The 25,683-nt window shown below is 38.9% G+C and carries 23 protein-coding genes, 1 other RNA gene and 1 pseudogene; 15 read left to right on the top strand and 10 right to left on the bottom strand.

Features of this window, described 5'->3' with window-relative positions; genetic code table 11:
* Positions 1 to 9: 9 nt before the first annotated feature.
* From H6G57_RS19590 to mnmA, 3 genes are all read right to left on the bottom strand, one after another.
* Entirely contained in the window at positions 10 to 669 is a 660-nt protein-coding gene (locus tag H6G57_RS19590; protein ID WP_190521540.1) for a peptidoglycan-binding protein, read from the bottom strand.
* 84 nt (positions 670 to 753) lie between these two features.
* Positions 754 to 2,034, bottom strand: coding sequence for a pitrilysin family protein (locus H6G57_RS19585; RefSeq protein WP_309235974.1), 1,281 nt, complete (start codon positions 2,032 to 2,034; stop codon positions 754 to 756).
* Positions 2,035 to 2,314: 280 nt separating this feature from the next.
* A complete protein-coding gene (gene mnmA, locus H6G57_RS19580; RefSeq protein ID WP_190521536.1) occupies positions 2,315 to 3,403 on the bottom strand; it encodes a tRNA 2-thiouridine(34) synthase MnmA in 1,089 nt (362 codons plus the stop codon).
* Positions 3,404 to 3,663: 260 nt separating this feature from the next.
* Between mnmA and H6G57_RS19575 the strand changes: the two genes are divergently transcribed.
* From H6G57_RS19575 to H6G57_RS19565, 3 genes are all read left to right on the top strand, one after another.
* A complete protein-coding gene (locus tag H6G57_RS19575; protein WP_190521534.1) occupies positions 3,664 to 4,629 on the top strand; it encodes an SPOR domain-containing protein in 966 nt (321 codons plus the stop codon).
* 68 nt (positions 4,630 to 4,697) lie between these two features.
* On the top strand, positions 4,698 to 6,269 hold the full coding sequence (locus tag H6G57_RS19570) for an NAD(P)H-hydrate dehydratase (protein ID WP_190521532.1): 1,572 nt from the start codon (positions 4,698 to 4,700) through the stop codon (positions 6,267 to 6,269).
* A gap of 13 nt (positions 6,270 to 6,282) precedes the next feature.
* Positions 6,283 to 7,005: a M23 family metallopeptidase gene (locus H6G57_RS19565; RefSeq protein ID WP_190521530.1), complete on the top strand. Its 723-nt coding sequence runs from the start codon at positions 6,283 to 6,285 to the stop codon at positions 7,003 to 7,005.
* Here H6G57_RS19565 and H6G57_RS19560 read toward each other — a convergent pair.
* Positions 7,002 to 7,424, bottom strand: a complete 423-nt coding sequence (locus H6G57_RS19560) for an NUDIX hydrolase (RefSeq protein ID WP_190521528.1) — start codon at positions 7,422 to 7,424, stop codon at positions 7,002 to 7,004. The genes H6G57_RS19565 and H6G57_RS19560 overlap by 4 nt on opposite strands.
* Positions 7,425 to 7,496: 72 nt before the next feature.
* Entirely contained in the window at positions 7,497 to 7,895 is a 399-nt protein-coding gene (locus tag H6G57_RS19555) for a hypothetical protein (RefSeq protein WP_072718865.1), read from the bottom strand.
* Between the two features lie 151 nt (positions 7,896 to 8,046).
* Here H6G57_RS19555 and folD point away from each other — a divergent pair, with 151 nt between their 5' ends.
* The gene (gene folD / locus H6G57_RS19550; protein ID WP_190521525.1) at positions 8,047 to 8,913 is read left to right on the top strand and encodes a bifunctional methylenetetrahydrofolate dehydrogenase/methenyltetrahydrofolate cyclohydrolase FolD; all 867 of its coding nucleotides are present in this window, start codon (positions 8,047 to 8,049) and stop codon (positions 8,911 to 8,913) included.
* A 73-nt stretch (positions 8,914 to 8,986) separates the two neighbouring features.
* On the opposite strand, the gene H6G57_RS19545 is transcribed toward folD, so the two are convergent.
* Positions 8,987 to 10,516, bottom strand: a complete 1,530-nt coding sequence (locus H6G57_RS19545) for a phenylacetate--CoA ligase family protein (RefSeq protein ID WP_190521523.1) — start codon at positions 10,514 to 10,516, stop codon at positions 8,987 to 8,989.
* Between the two features lie 80 nt (positions 10,517 to 10,596).
* Here H6G57_RS19545 and H6G57_RS19540 point away from each other — a divergent pair, with 80 nt between their 5' ends.
* Both H6G57_RS19540 and H6G57_RS19535 read left to right on the top strand, forming a co-directional pair.
* A complete protein-coding gene (locus tag H6G57_RS19540; RefSeq protein WP_190521521.1) occupies positions 10,597 to 12,456 on the top strand; it encodes a serine/threonine-protein kinase in 1,860 nt (619 codons plus the stop codon).
* A gap of 141 nt (positions 12,457 to 12,597) precedes the next feature.
* A complete protein-coding gene (locus H6G57_RS19535) occupies positions 12,598 to 14,406 on the top strand; it encodes a transporter substrate-binding protein (RefSeq protein ID WP_190521519.1) in 1,809 nt (602 codons plus the stop codon).
* 106 nt (positions 14,407 to 14,512) lie between these two features.
* On the opposite strand, the gene H6G57_RS19530 is transcribed toward H6G57_RS19535, so the two are convergent.
* Entirely contained in the window at positions 14,513 to 15,244 is a 732-nt protein-coding gene (locus tag H6G57_RS19530) for a glutamine amidotransferase (RefSeq protein ID WP_190521517.1), read from the bottom strand.
* A gap of 453 nt (positions 15,245 to 15,697) precedes the next feature.
* Here H6G57_RS19530 and H6G57_RS19525 point away from each other — a divergent pair, with 453 nt between their 5' ends.
* From H6G57_RS19525 to H6G57_RS19510, 4 genes are all read left to right on the top strand, one after another.
* Complete coding sequence (locus H6G57_RS19525) at positions 15,698 to 15,925, top strand: hypothetical protein (RefSeq protein ID WP_072718870.1); 228 nt, start codon at positions 15,698 to 15,700, stop codon at positions 15,923 to 15,925.
* A gap of 255 nt (positions 15,926 to 16,180) precedes the next feature.
* Positions 16,181 to 16,531: a YtxH domain-containing protein gene (locus H6G57_RS19520; RefSeq protein WP_190521515.1), complete on the top strand. Its 351-nt coding sequence runs from the start codon at positions 16,181 to 16,183 to the stop codon at positions 16,529 to 16,531.
* Positions 16,532 to 16,606: 75 nt separating this feature from the next.
* Entirely contained in the window at positions 16,607 to 17,146 is a 540-nt protein-coding gene (locus H6G57_RS19515) for a DUF948 domain-containing protein (protein WP_309235982.1), read from the top strand.
* A gap of 46 nt (positions 17,147 to 17,192) precedes the next feature.
* On the top strand, positions 17,193 to 18,020 hold the full coding sequence (locus tag H6G57_RS19510; RefSeq protein ID WP_190521513.1) for an ion transporter: 828 nt from the start codon (positions 17,193 to 17,195) through the stop codon (positions 18,018 to 18,020).
* 93 nt (positions 18,021 to 18,113) lie between these two features.
* Here H6G57_RS19510 and H6G57_RS19505 read toward each other — a convergent pair whose 3' ends face one another.
* Positions 18,114 to 18,437 (bottom strand): hypothetical protein, encoded by a 324-nt coding sequence (locus H6G57_RS19505; RefSeq protein ID WP_190521511.1) that lies wholly within the window; start codon positions 18,435 to 18,437, stop codon positions 18,114 to 18,116.
* Positions 18,438 to 18,947: 510 nt separating this feature from the next.
* On the opposite strand from H6G57_RS19505, the pseudogene H6G57_RS19500 reads away from it, so the two are divergent.
* The 4 genes and pseudogenes from H6G57_RS19500 to ureC form a co-directional block, all read left to right on the top strand.
* Positions 18,948 to 19,253: pseudogene (locus H6G57_RS19500) on the top strand (urease subunit beta); the annotation flags it as partial.
* A 127-nt stretch (positions 19,254 to 19,380) separates the two neighbouring features.
* On the top strand, positions 19,381 to 20,565 hold the full coding sequence (locus H6G57_RS19495; protein WP_190521507.1) for an AAA family ATPase: 1,185 nt from the start codon (positions 19,381 to 19,383) through the stop codon (positions 20,563 to 20,565).
* Positions 20,556 to 21,242, top strand: coding sequence for a DUF4276 family protein (locus tag H6G57_RS19490; protein ID WP_190521505.1), 687 nt, complete (start codon positions 20,556 to 20,558; stop codon positions 21,240 to 21,242). Before H6G57_RS19495 ends, H6G57_RS19490 begins: the two co-directional genes overlap by 10 nt.
* Positions 21,239 to 22,957: an urease subunit alpha gene (gene ureC / locus H6G57_RS19485; RefSeq protein WP_190521504.1), complete on the top strand. Its 1,719-nt coding sequence runs from the start codon at positions 21,239 to 21,241 to the stop codon at positions 22,955 to 22,957. The genes H6G57_RS19490 and ureC overlap by 4 nt, the downstream gene beginning before the upstream one ends.
* Before the next feature lie 465 nt (positions 22,958 to 23,422).
* On the opposite strand, the gene ssrS is transcribed toward ureC, so the two are convergent.
* Positions 23,423 to 23,609: non-coding RNA, 6S RNA (gene ssrS, locus H6G57_RS19480), on the bottom strand.
* A gap of 358 nt (positions 23,610 to 23,967) precedes the next feature.
* On the opposite strand from ssrS, the gene H6G57_RS19475 reads away from it, so the two are divergent.
* On the top strand, positions 23,968 to 25,134 hold the full coding sequence (locus tag H6G57_RS19475; RefSeq protein ID WP_190521502.1) for a tyrosine-type recombinase/integrase: 1,167 nt from the start codon (positions 23,968 to 23,970) through the stop codon (positions 25,132 to 25,134).
* A gap of 70 nt (positions 25,135 to 25,204) precedes the next feature.
* Here H6G57_RS19475 and H6G57_RS19470 read toward each other — a convergent pair.
* A partial coding sequence (locus tag H6G57_RS19470) for a hypothetical protein (protein ID WP_190521500.1) occupies positions 25,205 to 25,683 on the bottom strand: 479 nt, incomplete at its 5' end.

The following is a 25,683-nucleotide window of genomic DNA, read 5'->3' as shown; positions in this document are numbered from 1 at the left end:
ATTATTCTATTAACGTAACAGAATCATCCAAGTTTCCGACCCAACAACACCATCGGATTTGAGTTTATATTCCGTTTGGGCGGCTTTAACGGCTAATTGGGTTTCTGGGCCAAATACCCCATCAACACCACCTTTGAGAAATCCCTTCGCTTTCAAACGTTCTTGTAACCCTGTGACTGCTATTCCTTGCATTCCCAGACGCAATATCGGAAAACTAGGGTTATCGGGTGTAGTCGCTGCTGTTGCTGTATCCGTAGAATTACTGACAACAGGGGGCGGACAAACGGTATTATTTGTAACTGATGTGGCGGTGGGGGTTACAGGGGGAAATAAACGATTCCAGGTTGTACTATCCGTAATGCCATCAGCCGTTAACCCGGCGAAGGTTTGAAACTCAGAAACGGCTTTTGCTGTGGCTTCCGAATAAATGCCATCAACAGCACCCTGATAATATCCCAATAATTTTAGGGTGGCTTGCAGTTCAGAAACGTCCTTTCCCCGACTCCCCATTTGCAATACCGGACGACTGACTTCGACGACAATTTTTACCGGAGATAGAGTCGGGGTTTGGGCTATCGCTGATGGTATCAAATTTAACCCGATAACAAATACGGACGCTATGGGTAAATAACGGTGAACCTTGACCCGAAACTGGTAATCATTCTGCATAACAATCCTCCTCCCACCTTAACTTTAAGATTTCTGCCTGGTTATTGTACCAGCCAGAGGCAGGAGTTGAACGCCGGAAAAAGCCTAGGACTGGGAACCCACAAAGGCTTCTGGGCCAACGACGGAAACATAAGGTTCAATAAAATAGTGGTTTGCGACTCGCAGCGTTTCTGCTGAAGTCACCCCCGCAATATTAGCCTGAAATTCCGTATCAAATTCTATCCCTAACCTTAAACATTCGTACCAGCCATAGATTTGCGCCAGTTGGGAGTTAGTTTGTTTTCCTAAAGCATATTGACCCAAGAGTTTATTTTTAGCCACTTGCAGGTCATCAGCCGTCAGGGGAATATTGACGAGACGTTCAACTTCCGTGCGTAACCCCTCAATGGCAATATCGGTATTTTCCGGTGCGGTTCCCATGTACACGACAAACTGAGACTGGTCGAGGCGAGTGGGGAAAAAGGCGGATACATCGTAAGCTAATCCTCGTTTTTCCCGCAATTCCACAAATAATCGACTCGATAACCCGTTTCCGAGATAGGTATTTAAGACTTTTAAGGCAGAATAGTCTTCATGATTGACCGAACTGGTTAAATAGCCCAACATGACAACAGATTGTTGCGTTTCTTGGTGGGTAATGGCGCTTTGGGGATGGGGGGTTAAGGTGGGTAAGGATAATGTCGGTAAAGGAGTTTGAGGTGCTATCCAGTCCCCAAATACTCGTTCAATTTGTTCTGCTGCGGCTTCGGGGGTAATGCGTCCGGCGATGGAGATAATTAAATTATCAGGACGAAAATAGGTTTGATGGAAGTCTTGGAGGTCATCGCGGCTGAGTTGGGAAACGCTGGTTTCGGTTCCCAGGGTGGATAAAGCATAGGGGTGATGTTGGTACATCTGGTGTCGCAGTTGTTCAAAGGCGACAGAAAAGGGTTGTTCCCGTTGAGAGCGAATTCCCTGAATGGTGATGCGGCGTTCGAGTTCGATTTCGTCTTCGGAAAAAGAGGGAAACCGTAATAATTGGCCTGTTAAACTTAAAATATCTTGAAAATCGGAAGCAACAGTTTTTAGACTGATTAAAAAATAATCCGTTGACGTGTCTGCATTTAATTTGGCCCCAACGGATTCAATTTGTTCGGCAATTTCGAGGGAGGAAAGTTGGTTGGTTCCTTTGGTTAATACAGTGGCTAATAGATGGGAAAGTCCTGATTTTTCCTGGGGTTCCCAGCGACTTCCCGTTCGTAAAAATAAACGAGTTGCAATAATATCAGCCGCCGGATTTTCGGTGACAAGCAGCACAATTCCGTTATCGAGAACGGTGCGATGGACATTACGAATGGTGGTGGATGGAATTAAAGTTTGGGTCACAGTTCCTCTATTTTCCTTTGTGGTTGGGGAATTAAGATCGGCGTTACTGCATTTTTTATCACAAATTGACCTATTATGTAATCCGTGATTGTTCGGAATTATTTTTTGATGCTGAACATCCGTATAACTGAACCCAGTACAATCCTCTGTAATCATAAGGTTGTTTAGGATACAATTTTTAAAATTTATCCGTACTCTGACGCAAGGAATCAGTTTTGCTGTTATTTCTCAACATCTTAAAAAGGTTAAATTGAATTCAATTTAACCCTCTAGGTAAAACTCATTTTTGCTGTTCAATAATTCCCCCTCCTAAAACTAAATCTCCGTCATACCAAACCGCAGCTTGACCTGGAGTAATCCCAAAAATAGGTTCATCAAAAATTAGTTTAACGCAAGACCCTATTTTCGGATCAATTTCTTCTGCTTCTGGGGAATTAAGGGGAACAACGGTAACGGGTTGCGGTTGCGACCGATAACGAATTTGTACTTCGGCGCGAATGGGGGTATCGGGTGGAGAAATCGACACCCAATTGACTCGTTTAATCAGACATTCTGTTTGTACCGCACTGTCTCTATCCCCAACAATCACTTGATTTCGACCCGCATCAATTCCGACAACATATAACGGATTGGGGGCAGAAATTCCTAATCCTTTTCGTTGTCCAATGGTATAATGATGAATCCCTTCATGGTGTCCTAAAACTTTCCCCGTTGTATCAACAATATCGCCTTTTTTCCCAGTAATATATTTATCTAAAAAGGCTTGCATGGAACCACTGGCTTCCACTAAACATAAATCTTGGCTTTCAGGTTTATCGGCGGTTTTTAAGTTATATTCACTGGCAATTTTACGGGTTTCGGTTTTGAGGACTTCTCCCAAGGGAAATAGAGTTCCAGCAAGTAAATCTTGAGTTAAGTCGTATAAAAAATAAGACTGATCTTTATTGGAGTCTACGGCTCGTTTTAGTTGATAGCGATCGCCAGTTTCATCATAGTTAATTCTAGCATAATGACCCGTTGCAATCCGATCAATTCCTAACTGTTCCCGGGCATAATTTAACATCGGCCCAAATTTCACCGCGCGGTTACATTGAGAACAAGGTAAGGGTGTAATTCCGTCTCGATATCCATCCACCAGATAGTCTACAATATAGGTTTGAAATAACTCTCGACTATCAACAATATGATGAGGAATTCCTAATTGTTCACAAATAGATGCCGCATCCACCATTCCTTCAGAACAGCATTGTCCTTTTCCCTTCATTAACCACAGGGTTAACCCCACCACCTCATAGCCTTGGTTGTGTAACAAGGCGGCGGCGGCGGAACTATCGACTCCACCGGAAAGACCAACAACAACTTTGCTCATGATCCTATCAGAATAACTTGCCAATTTCAATAAACTCACTTATAGCAGGGAACAGGGAACAGGGAACAGGGAACAGGGAACAGGGAACAGGAAAGTGGGAGGAAAAGACTTCACCGTCCTTGGTTCCAGCCTCCGTCTCTGTCCTAACTGCCTTGGCGGTTGCTATAACTTTAATGTTGACTAATCTGCCAGTTTTGATCAACATTACTGGCTAACCTGCTAACATCAATCAAACCCACTCAAACCGGGAGGACGTTAAAATGTCAGTCTATTCTATTGTAATACAGAAAAAAACAAATGGGTTGATCAATTTTTTATTGAAAATTCCCCTATTTTCTACCCTAATGCTATTGGGGGGATATGGATGGATAGCCAACCCAGTTTTAGCTGAACAACGCTATGGGGTTTATGTCAATGGTGAGAGTCCTTTATTATTAGAAGTTGTGCAACAAGTTCAACCCGGAGCGATGATGCAACGCTATAATAATCGTAGCATTATTGATCTAGGAATTTATTTTAATCAAAGTGAAGCTCAACAACTGATTGAAACCTTAAAACAACAAGGCGTTCAAGGGAATATTATTAACTTTAAAACCGGAGAAGATTTTAATAATCCGGTAACGGTAAATCCGATGATTATTCCCCTAGACCAAACGAATGTAAAAGTGATTACCACTTCTATTCCTCCCGGTCAAGTTCCGGTGACAACGGATTTAGGATTGTATCAAATTTTTGTCAGTCCAACGACGGCTTCTTTAAATGCAGTCCGACAAATTTCTCCGAATGCAACAACTTTAAATTATCAAGGGCAATCTGTGATTCAAGCGGGAAGTTTTGTTAATTTGTCTAATGCCAATCAACTCCAACAAAGGTTAGCTTTAGCTGGAATTTCTTCGACTATTATTAATAGTACAGCACAATTACAAGCGTTTTTAGCTAGTATTCCCACAATTCCTAATCCGCCAACTCAGCCTAATTTTAATTTAGGTTTAGGCAATACCAACGGTTATTTTATCTTAATTCCCAGTCAACGAAATCAACTGGTTACTATGGCTCAAAATATTGTGGCGTTGGGTGTTCCTTCCCAAAGTGTTCAGATGCAACAAGCCGCTTCTAATCCTTTCGTTGCTGTTGGCCCCTTTGCCAATCAACAGTTAGCACAACAATGGGAAAATTACCTCAAAAGTTCAGGATTACCTCGTGCTACGATTTATTTTGGGAGATAATTTTGGGCGGGAAAACCCCGCCCCCCTACGATATTATAATAGGGTAATATTACATAGTTTATAATGTTATGAATTCTGAAATAAGATCCGAAAAACTTCAACAAATTGTTGTCACCGCAGAACAAATGCAAACTATTGAAAATCGAATTTTTTCTGCGGGAATGCCTGTGGCTGCGTTAATGGAAAAAGTGGCTCTTAAAATTACCCAACGCTTACAGAAGTTTTTATCGGAAAACTCAATAACCTCCTCGAATAAAATCGGGATATTAGTAGGGCCAGGACATAATGGTGGCGATGGGTTAGTTGTCGCTAGAGAATTGTATTTTCTCGGTTATTCTATTATTATTTATAGCCATTTTTCTAAACGAAAAGAATTAACCGAGGCTCATGCTAACTATGCCGTTAGTTTAGGAATTCCTATTGCTTCTAATATTGAGGAATTACAAACCTGTGATGTTTTAATTGATGGCTTATTTGGATTTGGTTTAGAACGACCTATCACTGGAGAACTTGCTAACGCTATTGACACTATTAATACTTGGAACAAATGGGTTATTAGTATTGATTTACCATCGGGAATTCATACCGATACTGGAGAAATATTAGGAACAGCAATTCGCGCTGATTTAACTCTGTGTTTAGGGTTATGGAAACAAGCCTTTTTACAAGAGGTCGGATTAGATTATATAGGAATAGCAGAACTGATTGATTTTGATATTCCCTTAACAGATATTACTGCAATTCTAGGGGAATCTCCCTGTCTAAATCGTATCACTTCCTCAACAGCAATTCACAGTTTACCCCTCCCCCGTTCTGCCAATTCCCATAAATATAAAAACGGTCATTTATTAATCATAGCAGGTTCAAAACAATATACAGGAGCCGCTATTTTAGCCGGACTAGGAGCTAGAGCAAGCGGGATTGGAATGTTATCCATTGCTGTTCCGAATTCGATTAAATCCTTACTCAGTTCGGTATTACCAGAAGCCTTAATTATGGGTTGTCCTGAAACCGAAAATGGAGCTATTCTCAAACTTCCAGAAGACATCGATTTAAGACGTTATCAAACTATTGCCTGTGGCCCTGGATTAACCCCAGAAGCTCAACCTATTGTCGAAACGATTTTAACAGCAAATTGTCCGATTATTTTAGATGCAGATGCTCTCAATATTTTATCTAAACTCAATCCCTTTTTTACCCTATCTTCTCGTCAATTTCCCACGATTATAACCCCTCATTTAGGAGAATTTAAACGTCTGTTTCCTGAATTAATGGAATTAGAAAAAAATAAAATAACTTTAGCCAAACAAGCCGCCGAATTAACAAATACAATCATAGTCTTAAAAGGAGCAAGAACCTGTATTGCTACCCCGAATCAAGTTTGGATTAATCCTGATAGTACCCCTGCTTTAGGTCGAGGGGGAAGCGGTGACGTTTTAACGGGATTAATAGGAGGGCTGTTACCCCCTATCATTTTAGCAGAAAAACCGATAGAATCAATTGTTAATACTGCGGTTTGGTGGCATTCTCAAGCTGGAATTCTAGCAGCAAAAGAACGCACGGAATTAGGGGTTGATGCCTATACCTTAACCCAATATTTAATTCCCGCTTTAATACCGTTTATAAAAACAAGATCATAGGAAATAAGTTACGATGAAATTACAAGTTTTAGAACATACTGTTTTTAAGCTTCATCCTATTGCTGCTGAAGCAATTTCTGATAATGAGAAAATCTGCGTTCATTGTGATACCATATTTGAGATAGACAGTTATTCAGAGGCAGAAGATAACCATTTACAGGTTAACTTCTTATCTCCAAAACCCAAAAATATGACCACTTGGTTTGTTCTGGCTCATCAAGTTAAACTCTTAGAAACCGATGAAAAATTAAGCGCATCTCGTTCAGTTTCTTCCGCTTCCTTTGCTGCTTCTAATTCCGAGTGGATATGGCCGATGACAGGAACCAGTATGGGGTCAAGGGCAGAATTTGGTTATGCGAGAGGCAGACTTCATGCAGGAGTTGATATTGGCGGATACACACCCGATGAATGTTATGCTGCCAGTGATGGTGTTGTGGATTATATTAAAAATGATTGCAGTGGTGCAGAAGGTCGGGCAATTTATATTAAACGTTCTAATGGTTGGGAACACGTTTATTTTCATTTACAATCGATTCGGGTTAAAGTGGGTCAAAATATTACCAAAGGTCAATTTATAGGAATCCGGGGAGGTTCAGGGTTTGGGTATGAAGGATTAGAAATTGATGGCGGAGGCTATTCCATTCATCTGCATTTTGAAGTGCGTCAACCCAATGGCGAATCTATTAATCCCCGTTCTATTTTACCCGATGATGGCAGTGTTCCCATTGTCGGTTAAATTAACTTCTGAGCGATAAAATCTAACAAAATCCTTTGATGAGGAGTTCCGATTAACCTCACCATTCCGGCTTTGTGAGAATAACATTTTCCAGCTTTAATATCCTCGGTGGTTAACAAACCCATATCCCATCCTTCATTTAAGACTAATTGACTTAAATCAACCGTTAAAGGAGCATAAAAAACAAAACGATTAACCTGAGAATCACCATACTCTTTAAACAGAACTAAATCAGAAACTTGATAACCAATTTCCTCGATTAATTCCCGTTTCAAGCATAATTCTGGCGTTTCTTCCCCTTCCAAATGTCCGCCAAATAATCCCCAAACCCCCGGATGAACAATGCCAGGAATATTATCTCGCAATTGAAATAAAAACTTTCCATCTCGATAAAGAATTGCCAAAGAAACTTGAATCATAATTATCAGTTATCAGTCATCAGTTATCAGTTATCAGTCATCAGTTATCAGTTATCAGTCATCAGTTATCAGTTATTCTCGTTTAATTTCTTTAAGATAAACTTCTCCAATATCTTTACCTTTCATATCTTTCAGTAAAATACTTTTATATTCGACTTTACCCTGAATTAATAAGTCTTGGTTAAGGGGGGGTAAGGGTTGAGTTGTGAAGACCCAAATAGAACCTGTATTATCTTGGAGTTGATAAGCACCTGCACCTAAAAATGGTGCATGGCTTTCCACTTTACCTCGTAGATAAACTTTAGCACCGATTTTCTGCCGTTGTTGAAGCTGATCAATTTTAGCGGTGTTCAAATTAATCCAAGTTTCCGAAGGGGTAATACTCCCACAACCGACTAATCCGGTCACAAATAGTAGTACAATACTCAGGGGCAACCTTGGGGTGAACTTCACTGGAAATGCAAGGGTCATAGAGTCTGGAATCTCAAATAAAATTCTTTTCTCAAGCCTATAACCTTTCGTGAGAAAAAGATTAAATTTATAGGTAAAATTATCTCCAATCCTAGCTTAACTGCTAAAAATAGAGACGATTGCAATAGAGTGAACGACAAGACAACGAATTATGGATAATCTATTAGACGGTAAATCTACAGCGAAAAAAATCCAAGCTGAACTTCAAGAACAAGTCCAAACGTGGGAAGCGAAAGTAGGGCGTCCTCCCGGTTTAGCGGTAATTATGGTGGGAGATAACCCAGCCAGTGCGGTGTATGTTCGCAATAAAGAACAAGCTTGTGCTAAGGTTGGTATTGCTTCCTTTGGTCAACATTTTCCCGCAGAAACTTCTCAAGAAGAACTCACCCAAACGATTCATACCTTGAATCAAAATCAACAGGTGGATGGAATTTTAGTACAGTTACCTTTACCTCCCCATTTAGATGCTGTTGGGTTATTGTATGAAATTGATCCCCAAAAAGATGCTGATGGTTTACACCCGGAAAATTTAGGACGGTTAGCCAGAGGAGAAAAGGGGTTAAGAAGTTGTACTCCCGCCGGAGTTATGCGACTATTTGAAGAGTATAATATTGAGTTAAAAGGCAAACACGCTGTTGTTTTGGGTCGCAGTATTTTAGTCGGAAAACCGATGGCGTTAATGCTCTTAGAAGCAGATTGTACCGTAACAATTGCCCATTCAAAAACGAAAGATTTAGCCAAAATTACCCGTGATGCTGATATTGTAGTGGGAGCCGTTGGACGTCCGCAAATGATCACGGCGGATTTTGTGAAACCGGGTGCTATTGTTATCGATGTTGGGATTAATAAAATAACCGATGCTAACGGTAAATCTCGCCTCGTCGGGGATGTCGATTTCAACAGTGTTCAACCCATCGCCCAATCTATTACCCCAGTTCCCGGCGGTATTGGCCCCATGACCGTTGCGATGTTATTACAAAATACCTTCTGGAGTTATTTGGAAACAGTCAGGGGTTGACCTGGATGGTTAACGGGTAGGGGCGGGATATGGGTCTAAAAGTAGGCTCTCAAACCCCTATTCCCCTGTCCTACTATTTCCGGGTGTAACGATGTTTTACTCCTAGGGGAAAATATTCAGGATCTCCGGTTAATTTGAGGGTAATTTGAGGGGTTTGATATTCGGGGGGGACATAATTAGCAAATTCGCTATTGAGGCGTTTTAATTGGGTTAAAATAGAAGTGGTGATCGCTTCTTTTTTATGTTCTGTTTCTTCAACACCGGGAGCTAATTCTACCACCACTGACAGAAATCGATTTTGATCAGAATCTTCTATCACAGACATGACAAATTTACCCGTTACCCACTCTTTTATTAAAGGTTGTTCTAACCCTACAGTAACATTTTCAGGATAAATATTTGCCCCAAAATAGGAAATTACAAATTGCGATCGCCCAAACACAAACACAAAAGGTAATTGATGAATCCCTCGATTTCCTAATTTCTGTAATTCTGAAATAGGGTCAAAATTATATTGTTTTAAAAAGTCTAACATCTCCTGAAATTGAATAATTCCGCCTTGATCTGCAATATGATAACGGATTAAAGGAATGCCATTATCTCCTGAAAATAATAAGGTTCCCGTTGTCGAATCTTCCTGCTTTTGGACTTCAAAAAATCGACTTTTGGGGTCATATTGTACTAAAGTTGGTAATCGAGATTCTCCAAATAATTGTTTAGCAATATCTGGCTGTTCAGCTAAAAACCGACGAATACAAATACTTAACGGGGTTTCATTCCCTAAAACCCCTGCATCTGCTGTGCCATATAAACTTGCCGAATCATAATACGGTTGAGTTGAGCCAACTCGTTCCCCGACTAAACTGCGCCATTCTTCACTAAAAACCTCTCCTGCAAAAACCAATTTAACGTGATACTTTTGCCATGCTATCCCTTCAGCAATTCCCGTATCAATAACATCTTTAATAAACGGAGGATAGCCTAATAAAACCACCTGCTCAAACTGTTCCCCTAATTCTCGAATTACACGAAAGATTTCTAATTTTTGGTTTCCAGGGGTAATAACCGTAATGGGATAGCCTTTTGTGGCTAAATGACGACAACAAGCCGTTGTATACAGTCCGCCAACCCAGGTTCCCAAGGTAAAACAAATAACCGCTAAAGTCCGACGTTGATCCCCTTGAAAACTATCATAAAAAATCTGTTCAAACCGAGTCGCAATTTGCAATTCATCACTAATAAACCGGGGCCAAAAGGTCGGGTTTCCCGTGGAACCAGAAGAAACAGCAATTAAATCACAGGTTTCTAATTGTCCATAACGACACAATTGGGATAATGAATAGGAGCGTAAATAATTTTCTTTAGTAATTACAGGAAGGGTTTGAAAATCTTCAAGGGTTTGAATGTTAGGAATAGACTGATAATATTCTGCTAAAAATCCTTGATAAGCTGGAACAGTTGTGACAACCTGTTGAAATAATTGTAAAACAGAAGTAACCCCTCTATCTGGCGAGGGTTGAATTAAATCAGATAAGGGTGTAGATAAAAAGCCGTTTAACGCTGAAATTGCTCGTTGGCGTTGTTCGTCTCTGAGTTGGCCCATGTTACAGTCCCAATAAATTGCTACTCTCAATTTAGACAGATTTGAACCGTTTAACACTCCTTTTTTTACCCTAACATCGAATGAGTCAATTAATTTACCCCGGTATTGTTCTGAGAAACCATTACACCATTGTCCGTGAGTTAGGACATGGAGGTTTTGGACGCACCTATTTAGCACAAGACCAACATCGGTTTGATGAACTTTGTGTTTTAAAAGAATTTGCCCCCCAGGTACAAGGAAGTTTTGCCTTAAAAAAATCTCAGGAATTATTTGAACGGGAAGCGGAAATTCTTTATAAATTGAAACATCCTCAAATTCCTCAGTTTCGAGAGTTATTTCGAGAAACCATTGATAATAAAGGCTATTTATTTTTAGTCCAAGATTATGTTGAAGGATTGAATTATCGGAGTTTATTGAATCAACGCTTACGCCAAGGCTTGCCCTTTACCGAAGCAGAAATGATTCAATTTTTACTCCAACTGTTACCCGTTTTGGACTATATTCACAGCTATGGTGTAATTCATCGAGATATTTCCCCTGACAATATTATTCAACGTCAATTAGACGGTTTACCCATATTAATTGATTTCGGGGGTGTTAAATTAATTCAAGCTAAAGTTGAATCAGAATTAGCCGCACAACAAGGTCAAAATCCGACCCCCACTCGCTTAGGAAAAGTTGGGTATGCTCCCGATGAACAAATGCGTTTAGGAAGGGTTTATCCCCACAGTGATTTATATGGGTTAGCAGCCACCCTATTTGTGTTATTAACGGGAAAGGAACCTCAACAATTAATTGATCCCCAAACGTTAATTTGGAATTGGAAAAAATACACAAATTTAAGCCCAGAATTTGGGGCTATTTTAGAGAAAATGTTAGCGTATCATCAAAGCGATCGCTTTCCATCGGCTCAGGATGTTCTAGCAGCGCTTTCAACCCTAAATTCTCCCCTAACTCAGTCTTTGCCAAAACCCTCGACTCCCCTGACTCAGGGAACAGTTTCCTTAACCCAAAACCAAAGTTTATCTCCCCAAGTTTCTCCCACTCCAGGAAGAATATCTGCGGGTCTTAAAATGCCTTTATTAATATTTGTTTCAATTTTAATCCTGGGAGGGTTCGGGTGGTTAGGAGGACGCTATTGGTTAAACCATTATGCAGATTTACATCAAATTCCGGGGACAGAACAAGAACGACAAGAAGCTTTAAGGGATGAAAGACGTTTATTAGGGATTAATTTTAACTTTTTTGTTAATTTAGTGAATGAAGAATTTTATACTCGCTATCCTGAACAACAAGGAAGAACCTTAACAGATAGTTCCTCCGATGCCATTTGGCGACAACGATGGCATCAAATTGCCGATGAATTCTTGCAACGTCTGGGACAATTAAGTGAGGAATCTCGGCTGAAATTAGGAACCTATCGTTTGGATGATCTTGATCACTGGAAAGCAACCGTTAATCAGTTACAGTTAAGTAGTCAATCCTTGTATGATTTAGCAGATGTCAAATTTTTCTATTTATTTCCTGAACAATCAAGAACAGCCAATTTATTAGAGTTGCCCATAGGACAAGTTTGGCAAGCTTTTACCGATGATGTTGTTCATCAGTTACAAGCGGGATTAACTTGGGAACGAGTGGAATTTGCCTCGCAAAAAACTCGAAAAACGTTAAAAGAAACCCTAAAACCCGGAGAAGGAAAAGCCTATATTGCTCGCTTTAATAAAAATCAAATTTTGCAAGTCCGTCTCAAGTCTCCAAAACCCTCAACGTTACTTTCAATTTATACCCCTGGTATAACACAAAAATCCCAATCTTTATTAGAAGATTCTCCTAAGACTCGTTGGTCAGGTCGCTTACAAGATTCGGGAGATTATGAATTTGTAGTTGTGTCTAACTCTTCTCAACCTTTTGAGTATGAGTTAACCCTAGAAACTCGTTAACACCTTTTCTCTTCTGATTAAGGGTATTCAAACGAACTAAAAATTGATCCGCTTTCTGTCAAAATTAAACCGATGTAATGATTGATGTTCAGATTCTTAGTAACACCAGACTTTATGAGATTCTAAAGGATATTAAAACCTATGAAAAAAATAAAAGTTGGTCTTTTATATTCCTTAAGCGGAACCATGGCAATGAGTGCAACCCCCTTGTTAGAATCAACCTTAATGGCAATTACAGAAATAAATGCTCAAGGAGGGATTTTAGGATATGAAATTGAACCCGTAATTGAAGATGGTGCGTCTGATATTTTAGTGTTTGAAAAAAAAGCCCAAAAATTACTAGAAATCGATCAAGTCAGCACAATATTTGGCTGTTGGACATCGGCTTCTCGAAAAGCAGTGAAACCTTTAATGGAAGAATATAATGTTTTACTTTGGTATCCTGTTCAATATGAAGGGTTAGAATCTTCTCCTAATATTTTTTATACCGGTTCCTGTTTAAATCAACAAATTCAACCTGCGGTGAGTTGGGTACTCCAAAACCTAGGAAAACGATTTTATTTATTAGGTGCAGATTATGTATTTCCTCGGACAGCCCATAAATTAATTAAGTCCCTTCTGAAACAAAAAGGCGGAACTGTTGTTGGAGAACACTATTTTACTTTGGGAGATAAAAGATTTTTCGATATTATTGATGAAATCAAAAAATTAAAACCCGATGTCATTTTTAATACTTTAAATGGGGATAGTAATTTCTATTTCTATCAAGCTTATTATGAAGCTAGAATTTCACCCTCAGAGATGCCCATTGTAGCAGTGAGTGTTTCAGAATCAGAGGTTCAGAGTATGGGTGAAGCGAGTATGGGTCATTATGCTTGTTGGAGTTATTTTCAAAGCTTAAATAGCCCCCATAATCAAGAATTTGTGAATAATTTTAAAGCTTTATATGGAACCGAGCGAGTGACTTCTGACCCCATTGAAGCTGCTTATTTTCAAGTTTATCTTTGGAAAAATGCTGTAGAAAAAGCCAATAGTTTTGAAACAGATCTTGTTAAAAAAGCTGCTTATAATCAAACCTTTGAAGCACCGGGAGGACGGGTTAAAGTTGAATCTAATCATCATTTATGGAAACATTGTTATATGGGTCGAGTAACCGAATCTAAACAGTTTGAAATTATTTGGAAAAGTCCCGATTTAATTAAACCTTTACCTTGGTTAGGAGTGGAGGAGTTAAAAAATTTTCCGCAAGCGGATTTAGTGATTGATATGTTAGCAGAAGTTTCTCAAGGGATTCAATATAGTTGTTTATTAGAAGCCAATAGCCGACGCTTAGAATTGACGATGCAACAATTAAAAACCGAAATTGAAGAACGTCAACGGATTGAAATTACATTACAAGAGGTTAATAAAGAATTAAAACACATGGCAATTACAGATAGTTTAACTAAATTAGCCAATCGATATTGGTTTAATGAATGTCTGAAATCTGTATGGAATCAACATTTAATAACTGAAACCACTTTAGCATTAATTTTATGCGATATTGATTACTTTAAAAACTATAACGACACCTACGGCCATCAAAAAGGAGATGACTGTTTACAACAAGTAGCTCAAGCGATTAAAACAGCCGTTAGAAATGGGTTTGACGTGGTGGCGCGTTATGGTGGAGAAGAATTTGCGGTTATTTTACCCCACACCGCCTTATTTGATGCCTCACAAGTAGCAACTCGAATTAATATGGAAGTGCAACAACTTCAGATCCCTCATAAGACTTCTTTAGTCGAGAAATATGTTACAGTGAGTTTAGGGGTTGCGAGTCAAATTCCTGAGTTACAGTCTTCTCCTGAAGTGTTAATTTCTGAAGCGGATAAAGCCCTTTATAAAGCTAAAAATAATGGCAAAAACCAATGGTGTTTACATTATATTAGTGAACAGGGAACAGCTTAACTGGGAACAGGGAACAGGAGGAAAAGGAGGAACACAAGTCTAGGTTTGCTGTATTAGTCTTTGCTACCACTGTTGTAACTAATAACTGATCTAATTTTATTTTAAATTAAGCCGAACGTCTTTCTAACAGCAAGTTTTGTTCTGGGTGAATCGAATTTATCCAACTCGGAAGAAAGGTTTTTAACCATTTTTCCCCCTGAGTTCCATACAAATGATGTTTATGAAGTTGTTCCGTTAGAGATTGGCTTCCGGGTAAGGTTAATTGTTCCCTTCCTCGCTCTATCCACCGTTTCATTAATTCTTCAGTCATTTCTGGGTGAAATTGCAAACCATAGGCCGTTTTCCCATAACGAAATGCCTGGTTAGGAAAATCTTTTCCCGTTGCTAATAAGACTGCGCCAGATGGTAATTCAAACCCTTCTTGATGCCATTGATAAACGTATTGTAGAGCGTTAAAATAACCTTGTCCTTCGACGGTTGGGGTAATGGGAAAATAGCCAATTTCTCGAATTTCTTCAGGATGAAACGAGACTTTTGCCCCTAACACTTTGGCTAACAGTTGAGCCCCTAAACAAATGCCTAAATAGGGTTTTTTTGACTCTAAAACCAGGGAAATCCAGTTCAATTCAGTCCGAATATAAGGTAACGTATTTTCATCATTGGCACTCATGGGCCCCCCAAAAACAATCACAGCCTCATGTTTTTCTAAATGATGGGGTAAAGCATCCCCCTGACTGGGAAGGCGAATATCCAATTTATAACCATAGGACGTTAGAATTTGTCCCACCCGCCCTGTTTCGGTGGTGGGTTGATGAATAATAACCAGAATATTTTTCATAGACCTTGTAAGCGCAATACACCATTCCAACTAACGACAAGCCGAGTCCGTTATTAAACCATAAAACGGAAAGAACCCTTAGTATAGAGGGCTACTAACGAGATAGATTAATCATTCGTTTGTGTTGCTAGTATAGCCGTCTTCAAGCCATAAGCCAATAGGTTTTTCCAAATTCTGTTGTATTTTTTAATACAATTTTTGAGAAATTAATTTTTATTCACAAACAGAATTTGACAACGTTGAGATTGTATTGTCAGAGGGTTTTAGGATTCTAATCAGGGGGGAAGGGAAATCTTTCCTAAGTTAGATGTGTATATCTGTGACAATTAGGAAGAATAGGAAAGCAAGATCAAACTTGTTTAGAAGTCTTTTCATTAGGAGAGAATGCTAACAGATTCATAGCCTAATTTTTATAGGGATCTGCCCTATAACTTTAGAAATAGGAGAATAACCATGTCACGTTTTATTCAAGTTAAAAATTTTGGATTTAGCCTTGATGCAGTGATTTGTTGGCAACGTTTAACTCATGAAATGGGCAGTCCGTTAGTTGTCAATTTTTTGGGTGATCAAACTCTAAAATTTACCGATGAAGAAGCTGAACAACTTCATCAAATTTTAAATAATCATTCCATGACTTTAACAACCCGAACTTTAACACCCCATCGTCTGGAAGTCGCTTAATGATAGCAACTGTTATGGTGATAAGAACAAACTATAAGCTGTCCCAATTGCCAACACACTAAATCCAAGTTATAAGTGTTATGGTGGTGGTTTTTAAGGGGAGTTTGGGGTTGAAAATCTCCCATCCCCCTAATCGGTAATCTTGTCTGTTGATTTTGATTGGTTTCAATCCCTTTCAGGGATTAGTGGTTATTATAACCATTTTCTTAATAGAATAAATAGAGTACGGGGATAGAATTTCTACTGCGGTTCAATATGTCAAATCAACGGTTAGGACAATTTTTAGGTGGTTTTGTCTTAGGGTCTGTCGTGGGTACGGTGGCCGGTTTGTTGGTAGCCCCTCGTTCTGGGAAAGAAACGAGAAAGTTACTCAAAAAATCAGCCGATGCCTTACCCGAACTTGCAGAAGATCTATCCACTAACGTTCAGTTACAGGCAAATCGACTGTCTGAGTCTGCATTACGCAATTGGGATGAAACCTTAATTCGGCTTAAAGAATCCATTGCAGCCGGGTTAGAAGCCAGCCAACAACAGCGACAAACCCAACAGAAGTTAGAAGTTGAAAACCATCTACCAGAGTCTCAAAAAATCATACGGGAACGTTAACAATGGGGTATTGCGCCTAAAAATCGCTATACTTTGAAGGCGAATAAACCCCAAACTGTTATTGATGGAAATCAAGTGACTGAACCTTTGTTTTGGCTTGCACTGTCACTATTTTTTGTGGCAGTCAGCCTTACTGCTGTTGTTGTTGTTGCCTTACCTGCCTTGCAAGCCATTGCACGGGCAGCTAGAAGTGTGGAAAAATTAGCGGATACTCTCTCCCGTGAATTTCCACCGACTTTGGAATCGATTCGGTTAACCGGGTTAGAAATTACCGAACTGACGGAGGATGTGAGCGAAGGGGTACAAAGCGCGAGTCAAGTGGTTAAACAAGTGGATTTAGGCTTAGATAGCGCTAAACAACAAGCTAGAAAATTGCAATCTACCACAGGCAGTATTTTCACCGGAATTCGCGTGGCGTGGAAAACCTTTACTCGCAAAACATCCCCCTCTGAGTCCCAACGCCGATCAGGAAATCGTTTGTCAGGGAGTAGAAGTTCTCATCAGTTTAGAGAGCGAAATATTCAACGCTTGGAACTTTATTCTGAGACAAATTTTGAGTTAGAAGATGAAGATCCTGAAGAAAATTATCATGCTTTTAAGAAAAAAGATTATTAACACAGATTAAAAGCGGTTTGTATAGGCGATCGCATCCTTTAAATTTATGGAAGATCCACAATTATCCCCATCTAACTTAGACTTTTGGGAAGAAAAACGCAAGAAAGTAGCCTTTTATTTAGAAGATATTGAAACGCTCCTGGGGAAAACTATAAATTTAACCTTAACGGGAATTATATTAATCTCCTTAGCCAGTTTCATTGCTCAAACCTATCCCCTTTCTCCCAATGTTCGTTCTCGTTTAGAATTATTAGATTTTATTATTTTAATTTTATTTACTATTGAGTATGTTATTCGATTTTGGGCGGCTGAAAATAAAAAGAAATTTGTATTAGATCCTTTATCATTAATTGATTTATTGATTATAATACAAGGATCTTTAAGGTTTTTAAATATTAGTTATTTAAGGATTTTCCGTTGGTTTAGAGTTCTCCGATTAATCCGATTTATTGATGTAAAAATATCTGTTTTCAGAATTCAAACTGAAGATGGGATTATTTTTGCTCGAATTATTTTTACACTATTAACGATTATTTTTATATTTTCTGGCTTGATTTATCAAGTTGAACATCCTGTTAACCCAGAAATCTTTAAAACCTTCTTAGATGCGGTGTATTTTTCCATTGTCACCATGACAACCGTAGGGTTTGGAGATGTTACCCCCCTATCAGAAATGGGGCGATTTTTAACCATATTAATGATATTAACCGGAATAGCTTTAATTCCTTGGCAATTAGGAGATTTAATTAAACAATTAGTTAAAGCATCCAATCATATTGATACGATTTGTGTCGGTTGTGGCTGGTCAGTTCATGATAAAGATGCCCGTTTTTGTAAACGATGTGGAACTCCCTTAAATCCCTCCAACTCGTAGGGTGCGTAAGGCGAAGCCACACGCACCCTAACAGAATTAACTCATTGAATAGAACTGAAAAATCAGTCCTAGAAAGTTTAATTCTAAATTGACTTAGCAACCCAGTATATTTTTTATAGCGATAACTAATCCAGTTAAAATTTCTAACGTTCCTGCTGCTAGAGCAGTATGACCTGTAATAGCTGCTGCTATTTCAGCGATAGTTGCACCAGCGATAATCAGAGGAATTATTGTAGCTGCTACAGCTACAATTGCGGCACTACTAGCAACAGCTAATAGACCAGAAGCGGCAATTAATGAAATAATTAGCAACCACTGTGCAGGGTTAGGATCATCGCAAGTTCCTAACCCACCTAAGATAATTGGAAAAATCCCTAAAATATAGGAAAATATAGTTATATTTAATACTTCTATCATAGTTTGTAAAATACTATTATAAAGTCCTTGATTATTATAATCTTAGTTTATAAAATTTATCATGCGTGTTTTTACTGATTTTTTAAGAAATCAATTATTACAGAGTACAAAATATTACACTTAGATGCTAACAGGAACATTACTGAAATAGAGGAAAATTATTGGCATTGCGGGATTACAGCAATCACATTTTTATAAGTTATAATGTTGATTCTGTTGATAGATTTCTAACTTTGATCGTTCTGATCTGGAGGAGTTTTTCAGCAGGTTTTAAATTATTGAGTTATTTTTCTAACTGTTGAAAATTCATTTTATTTGACAAGTAGTGGTATTGATAGCATGGTTTATTTCTATTGTAAATCAATAAAATCTTGATATCGATCTATTCTTATCCCGCTATTCTTGCTAATTCAGCAATTATCCTAGATAATAATATTAAACAATACCATATAATTCTGCAAACATGGTATTCTGATTGAGAATCCTAATCATCTTCAGAGGAAATAACCCATGATTCCAGGGGAAATGATTGTTAAACCGGGTGAAATAGAACTGAATGCAGGTCGTCCCACCTTAAAGGTTAAAGTAGCGAATACTGGCGATCGCCCGATTCAAATAGGGTCACATTATCACTTTTATGAAGTTAATGAAGCCTTAAAATTTACACGGGAACAAACCAAAGGAATGCGGTTAAATATTCCGGCGGGAACTGCGGTTAGATTTGAACCGGGAGATGAACGGGAAATCGAGTTAGTGACAATAGCCGGAAGTCGAGAGATTTATGGGTTTAATGGGTTAGTGGAAGGTCAACTAGAAGCTATCCCATCAGAACCATCCGATAAAAAATCTAAAAAAGAGAAAGATAAAACCAAAAAAGGTAAAAAAAAGAAGTAGAATAGATGAGTGAAAGTTGTATGATTGATTGTCTCAGTAAATCTTAATTATGAGATTATTATCGATTGACATTAAAGGGTATCGTCCTTTTAAAGAGTTTAAAGCTGACTTTAAATCTTTGGAAGTGATTGTAGGTGCTAATGGGGCTGGAAAATCCAGTTTGTTTGAATTTTTGAAATTTCTCCGAGATGGTATGTATCGAGAGATCCCCACTGAAATTATAGAGGGATCAATCGGTCAACAAATTTTTCATCTTCCAGGGCCAGAAAAGTTTACATGGAATTTAGAAATTGATACCAATAGACCTATTTCTATCCTCTATCAAGGTGAACTGGTCGGCCCTGTGGGGAAAACACAAATTACCCATGAAAAAGTTGTTTCCTCTAAACCCTTTAGTGATCAATATAAAAACCCTTATATTTTCATGGATATTCAAGGGAATCAAGGGCGAGTTCAAGATTCAGAAACAGGAAGGTTTGAAAACACAATAATTGAGCAAGACATTCAATCTAAACGCAATCAATTAGCTTTAAGTACAATCACTAATCCACGTTTAGAATTATTATTCGAGTTGAGAGAATATATTCAGAATTGGAGATTTTATAGCTCTTTTAATATTGCTAATCAAAAAATCCGTAAATCAGTTGTAATTGAACAGGAACCGATTCTTCATGAAGATGCAGGAAACCTAAGTTCTGTTTTATTTTATTTACAAACGGAACATCAAGAAATTTTTAATGAATTGCAGTTTTTTTTAAGATTAATGATTCCAGGGTTTAAAAATTTAATGGTAAAAGCGCGAGGTGGCCCTGGCGAGGTCATTGCATTTTGGCAAGAAAAGGGAGTTGATGAAACTATTAGTTTAGCGGATTTATCCGATGGAATTTTACGTTTGATTTGCTGGGTTTGCCTTTGTTTACATCCTAATCCTCCCAGTTTAATCTGTATTGATGAACCGGATCAAGGGGTACATCCTCGGACATTATCTATTTTAGCAGGACTATTTGAGAAAGCATCAGAACGGACTCAAATTTTGTTAGCAACCCATTCTTCCTATTTCCTAAGTCAGTTTGATTTATCTAAAATTGCAGTGATTCGTAAAGAACAGGGAGAAGCAAAATTTATAAAGCCCAGTAATTTTAAGGTATTAACTGATATGTTAGAAGATTTTGGAGCAGATGAAATCGAAAAATTACATCGTTCTGATGAATTGGAGCAACTAACATGGAAGTGATTGTTTATGTAGAAGGAAATTCAGATAAATTTGCACTGGAACAATTATTCAAACAAGTTATTGAAAATAAGCAAAATCAGGGTATTAAGATTCAGTTTTTTTCAGGAAAAGGAAGGGATAATCAAAGAGGTGGGGATGCAAAACAAGAGTTATTAGAGGTAATTCCTAAAAAAGCAATTAATATTTTAAAAGGTAAACTTAATTCCATTGTTGTTGTTATTCCTGACTTATACCCTCCAAATAGACTGTTTACCCATACAACCTATCAAGAATTAGAAGCAGGGATAATGACTCAGTTTAATCAAGAACTAACTCGACAAGGCATCAATGATCAGCGATTAATAGAACGATTTAGGGTTTTTTGCTTTAAATATGACTTAGAAGCCTTAGTTTTAGCCTCGGAGGCTCAACTTAAAACTCGTCTAGGCTTGAGAAATAATCAGAACTTCCCTATTTCTTGGACAATTCCCGTAGAAAACCAAAATCATGATCAGCCACCCAGTAGAATTGTTGAAAGATTATTTAAAGCGTATAATAAAACCTATGTAAAAAAAGTTGATCCAGCGTTTATTTTAGGGCAAGCTAATTATCAGGATCTTGCTGAAAGATGTCCTCAATGCTTTAAACCCTTCGTTGAATTCCTAGAAAACTTATCATTACCCCAGGAAGATTTATGAGTTATAAAATGGATCGGCAAGCTTATGCAGAAACCTTTGGGCCGACAGTGGGCGATCGCATTCGATTAGCGGATACAGAATTAATCATTGAAGTAGAAAGGGACTATACAACTTATGGAGATGAGGTTAAATTTGGCGGCGGAAAAGTGATTCGGGATGGCATGGGACAGTCTCCAATTTCCCGTGCAGATGGCGCAGTCGATTTAGTAATTACAAATGCTTTAATTGTTGATTGGTGGGGCATTGTTAAAGCGGATGTAGGGATAAAAGATGGGAAAATTTATAAGATTGGCAAAGCCGGAAATCCCTATATTCAAGATCATATTGATATTATTATCGGCCCTGCCACAGAAGCGATCGCAGGGGAAGGAATGATCCTCACGGCGGGAGGAATTGATAGTCATATTCACTTTATTTGTCCTCAACAAATAGAAACCGCCATTGCATCAGGAATTACCACAATGATCGGCGGTGGAACTGGCCCCGCAACGGGAACAAATGCCACTACTTGTACTCCGGGTGCATGGAATATTTATCGAATGTTAGAAGCGGCGGAAGCATTTCCCATGAACTTAGGATTTTTAGGGAAAGGAAATAGTAGTCAACCCCAAGGTTTAGTTGAACAAATTGTTGCAGGGGCGATGGGTTTAAAACTCCATGAAGATTGGGGAACTACACCGGCTGCAATTGATACTTGTTTAAATATTGCGGATCAATATGATGTGCAAGTTGCCATTCATACGGATACATTAAACGAAGCAGGATTCGTAGAAACCACCATTGAAGCGTTTAAAAATCGGGTGATTCATACCTATCATACCGAAGGGGCCGGAGGCGGTCATGCACCCGATATTATTAAGGTTTGTAGCCTCAAAAATGTCTTACCTTCTTCTACAAATCCTACTCGTCCCTATACGATGAATACCCTAGAAGAACATCTGGATATGTTAATGGTTTGCCACCATTTAGATCGAAATATTCCAGAGGATGTGGCGTTTGCAGAGTCTCGAATTCGTCGAGAAACCATTGCTGCTGAAGATATTTTGCATGATTTAGGGGCTTTTAGTATCATTTCTTCCGATTCTCAAGCGATGGGACGGGTGGGAGAAAGTATTATTAGAACCTGGCAAACCGCCCATAAAATGAAAGTGCAACGGGGGCTATTAACTGAGTCTAAAAATTCTCAAGAAACCCATGATAATTTTCGGGTTAAACGCTATATTGCTAAATATACAATTAATCCTGCTATTACTCATGGAATTTCTAATTATGTCGGATCAATTGCAGAAGGAAAATTAGCCGATTTATGTTTATGGAAACCTGCTTTTTTTGGGGTTAAACCAGAATTAGTGATTAAAGGCGGGTTAATTGCTTGGGCACAAATGGGAGATGCAAATGCTAGTATTCCTACACCTCAACCTGTTCATAGTCGCCCCATGTTTGGAAGTTTTGGAAAAGCGATCGCTTCGACATCTTTAACCTTTGTTTCTCAAGCCGCTTTAGACACTAAAATTCCTGAACAATTGGGGTTACAAAAACAATGCGTAGCGGTTTCAGGAACTCGAAATATTAGCAAAGCGGATATGAAATTAAATAATGCGTTACCAAAAATTGACGTAGATCCTGAAACCTATCAAGTCAAAGCAGATGGGCAATTATTAACCTGTGAACCTGCAACTATATTACCGATGGCACAGCGTTATTTCTTATTTTAATAAAATTTAGGGTTGGGTGTTGTTGCTAAACCCAACCCTTTGATCAAGGCTTTGACATCCTCCACTGCCTAAAGGCGAGTGGATTCTTCACCACGCCGCAAGGGTCGCTGAATGGGGTTGACGCTTCACAGATCAATGCCTAAGTGTTTAGGTCTTACCCAATCTCCACGTCCGTTTAAAGTCTCCGAATGCCCTCCGGCGACCTACGCTTAACCTCGTTCACTCAGTTAAACTTTTTTAATTTGTTAATTGATGCGTTCAAGGTTGGACTGAACCATTGCCTTACCTCCGCTTCCCCTTTCTCATCGTCAACCCCACAGGACTTTCAACCTTGTTATTGGGTTTCGGAGTATCTTTGATAGGGTGGGTTTTTTACGACCTCGAACATTTTAACACAAAACTGAATAACAAGCCTAACTAGAAGTTAGGGGTTTTAAACCCAACATTTTCGATAAAATTCTGATAAGGTTAACCGCAACGCCGTGTCGCCTCAGCTTTTGACCTGGTTAAAACCAGGTGGGCACCTCGACCAGACTTAAAGTTTCCGAGTACAAGCTCGGTTTACTGCCGTCTGTAACTTTCTTAGTTCCCGTATTCTTAAAGCTATAGATCAAAAAAACATATCGGCAAGCCACCAACGTCGCAGCACAACCTTACAACTTATTATAACGGATTTTTTCAGGATGGGAAGGGGGATCGCAAAGTAGAAGAGGAAGGGTTATACACAATGCTCAACTGTACCGGGCTCGATAGAAATCAGTGAATGAGTGGATAGAGCATCAGATTCTGCTCTGACATTTGGGGAAAAATCAGGGGTTGAAAGGCTTGATTTTGAACGGGTGTGGAGGGATTCGAACCCCCGACTGACGACTTAGAAGGTCAAAACTCTTAAAACACTGTAAATTTCATCCTGTAAGCTTTTAACTGGTAGTGTGTTCTGATTCTTTTTGACTTTTGGAGACATTTTGGAGACAATTGAAGCGACGTAGAGTATTGACCGGGACAATTCAATGAAAACATCCTCCTATCGCTCCAGGGGTTTAGCACGGGTAGAAAAAAACGGGGAATATTTGCGGATCGTGTTTCCCCGTAGCCTGTTTAATGGCAAGGCTAAGAACTTTTCCCTCGGTTTCAAATCCAACAATCCACTAGAGGTTAAGAAGGCTGAGGAAATTTGCGCCGCCATTAATGCCGATATCAAATTTGATCAGTTTGATGTGACATTGGAGCGGTACAAACCCCGTCATAAAACTGACCATTACAAAAAGAAAGTTTTAGAGTTATATCCAGACATTAACCTGGTTGAACTTTATGAAAAATTTATTGATTACAAAAAACCGACCTGGAAAATTGCCACGTTACACCACAGAACTCGGTGTATTTTGCCTCTGATTAAAAAGTCTGGTGTAACCTCTCCCTATCATGCTTTAGAGTTGCGTCAATGGTTGGTTAACAATACCTCTGAAGGTTACACCAAGAAAGTTTTGCAACAAATCAATGCAGCGTTTAAGTGGGCATTATCAGCCAAAGTTTTAAGGGGGGATAACCCATTTGACGGAATGGCAAAAGAGTTTAAGGATAACTACGAAAGAAACGAACCAGAGCCTAACGCCTTTACTCAAGAAGAGAAGGAAAAAATCTTAGAAGCCTTTCGTAATCACGTCATACCGGGTAACAGTTACCGCCATTATTATCCGTTAGTTCAGTTTCTATTCCTAACAGGTTGCCGTCCAAGTGAAGCTATTGGCTTGAAATGGGGGAGTGTAAACAGCAATCATGTTGCCTTTAAAGAATCTATTACAACAGTAGGAGGGAAGGTTATTAAAAATCAAGGTAGTAAAAATAATAAAGTCAGAAAGTTTCCCATGAATCAAGCTCTAAGAGAGTTTATGGATTCTATCAAACCTGATGATGTTAATGCCAGTGATTTAGTTTTCCCTAGTCCTGAAGGTAGTCCGATTAATTATAATAATTTTTCACAACGAGCTTGGGATAAAATTGTTGACCCTATTGTTCAACGGAATACAACCCCCTATTCTTGTCGTGATACTTTCATCACTGAACAAGTCAACAGCAGTGTCCCTACCCTCAGCGTTGCTAAGTGGTGCGATACCAGCGTTTCTATTATTGAAAAGCATTATTTTGATAGCACCGTCAATCTAATTCTTCCAGTCTAGGGCTCAACTTCAGAGGACAACTATTAAAGTTAATTTCCTCTGAAGTTGAGCTAGGGAAAAAGTTAAATCACTACAACAATGACATCTGATCACCATCCGGTTCTACGGGTTTAGGTGTGGGGTCAGATAGTCCTAACTCAGTCGGGGTAATTCCCCATCGGGGCAGAATCTTTTTAACTAATCTTTCCCCCTCATTCGTAGCTCTGATTAAAACTTCCACATAATAACGACTCTTGGGCTTGAGTTGCTCCCATCCAGTAAGAAGTTTTTCTTTAGAGTCATAGACGGGAGTAAAACCAGTAGTTCTACTAATGAAGTCAACAGCCGAGCGTTGAAAGTGGTCTAGTTCCCCGTAGTTGTTTCTAAAGTTCTCTATAAACCAGCAATCCTTTTCCGCTTGAGTCATTTCTGACTTTTTGGATTTTGACGGCGGGGGATTTTCGGGTTCTGTTTGGGGAATTTCTACGGGTTGAACTTCTGAATATTTATCGGGAGTGATTTTTTCTAGTGATATAGCACCTGAACCGTCACCATCGCTATAAACCTTAT

The sequence above is a fragment of the Planktothrix sp. FACHB-1365 genome (assembly GCF_014697575.1).
GTDB lineage: Bacteria > Cyanobacteriota > Cyanobacteriia > Cyanobacteriales > Microcoleaceae > Planktothrix.
The sequence above is the reverse complement of the archived record's forward strand: the minus strand, read 5'-3'. Positions and strand labels throughout refer to the sequence as shown.

What these genes read in the sequence shown, in the direction of transcription:
- H6G57_RS19505 (WP_190521511.1), bottom strand. Translation starts at nt 18,437, where the DNA reads ATGATAGAAGTATTAAATATAACTATATTTTCCTATATTTTAGGGATT.
- H6G57_RS19590 (WP_190521540.1), bottom strand. Translation starts at nt 669, where the DNA reads ATGCAGAATGATTACCAGTTTCGGGTCAAGGTTCACCGTTATTTACCC.
- H6G57_RS19525 (WP_072718870.1), top strand. Translation starts at nt 15,698, where the DNA reads ATGTCACGTTTTATTCAAGTTAAAAATTTTGGATTTAGCCTTGATGCA.
- H6G57_RS19535 (WP_190521519.1), top strand. Translation starts at nt 12,598, where the DNA reads ATGAAAAAAATAAAAGTTGGTCTTTTATATTCCTTAAGCGGAACCATG.
- H6G57_RS19495 (WP_190521507.1), top strand. Translation starts at nt 19,381, where the DNA reads ATGAGATTATTATCGATTGACATTAAAGGGTATCGTCCTTTTAAAGAG.
- H6G57_RS19560 (WP_190521528.1), bottom strand. Translation starts at nt 7,424, where the DNA reads ATGATTCAAGTTTCTTTGGCAATTCTTTATCGAGATGGAAAGTTTTTA.
- ureC (WP_190521504.1), top strand. Translation starts at nt 21,239, where the DNA reads ATGAGTTATAAAATGGATCGGCAAGCTTATGCAGAAACCTTTGGGCCG.
- H6G57_RS19520 (WP_190521515.1), top strand. Translation starts at nt 16,181, where the DNA reads ATGTCAAATCAACGGTTAGGACAATTTTTAGGTGGTTTTGTCTTAGGG.
- mnmA (WP_190521536.1), bottom strand. Translation starts at nt 3,403, where the DNA reads ATGAGCAAAGTTGTTGTTGGTCTTTCCGGTGGAGTCGATAGTTCCGCC.
- H6G57_RS19570 (WP_190521532.1), top strand. Translation starts at nt 4,698, where the DNA reads ATGAATTCTGAAATAAGATCCGAAAAACTTCAACAAATTGTTGTCACC.
- folD (WP_190521525.1), top strand. Translation starts at nt 8,047, where the DNA reads ATGGATAATCTATTAGACGGTAAATCTACAGCGAAAAAAATCCAAGCT.
- H6G57_RS19545 (WP_190521523.1), bottom strand. Translation starts at nt 10,516, where the DNA reads ATGGGCCAACTCAGAGACGAACAACGCCAACGAGCAATTTCAGCGTTA.
- H6G57_RS19510 (WP_190521513.1), top strand. Translation starts at nt 17,193, where the DNA reads ATGGAAGATCCACAATTATCCCCATCTAACTTAGACTTTTGGGAAGAA.
- H6G57_RS19575 (WP_190521534.1), top strand. Translation starts at nt 3,664, where the DNA reads ATGTCAGTCTATTCTATTGTAATACAGAAAAAAACAAATGGGTTGATC.
- H6G57_RS19475 (WP_190521502.1), top strand. Translation starts at nt 23,968, where the DNA reads ATGAAAACATCCTCCTATCGCTCCAGGGGTTTAGCACGGGTAGAAAAA.
- H6G57_RS19490 (WP_190521505.1), top strand. Translation starts at nt 20,556, where the DNA reads ATGGAAGTGATTGTTTATGTAGAAGGAAATTCAGATAAATTTGCACTG.
- H6G57_RS19555 (WP_072718865.1), bottom strand. Translation starts at nt 7,895, where the DNA reads ATGACCCTTGCATTTCCAGTGAAGTTCACCCCAAGGTTGCCCCTGAGT.
- H6G57_RS19530 (WP_190521517.1), bottom strand. Translation starts at nt 15,244, where the DNA reads ATGAAAAATATTCTGGTTATTATTCATCAACCCACCACCGAAACAGGG.
- H6G57_RS19540 (WP_190521521.1), top strand. Translation starts at nt 10,597, where the DNA reads ATGAGTCAATTAATTTACCCCGGTATTGTTCTGAGAAACCATTACACC.
- H6G57_RS19565 (WP_190521530.1), top strand. Translation starts at nt 6,283, where the DNA reads ATGAAATTACAAGTTTTAGAACATACTGTTTTTAAGCTTCATCCTATT.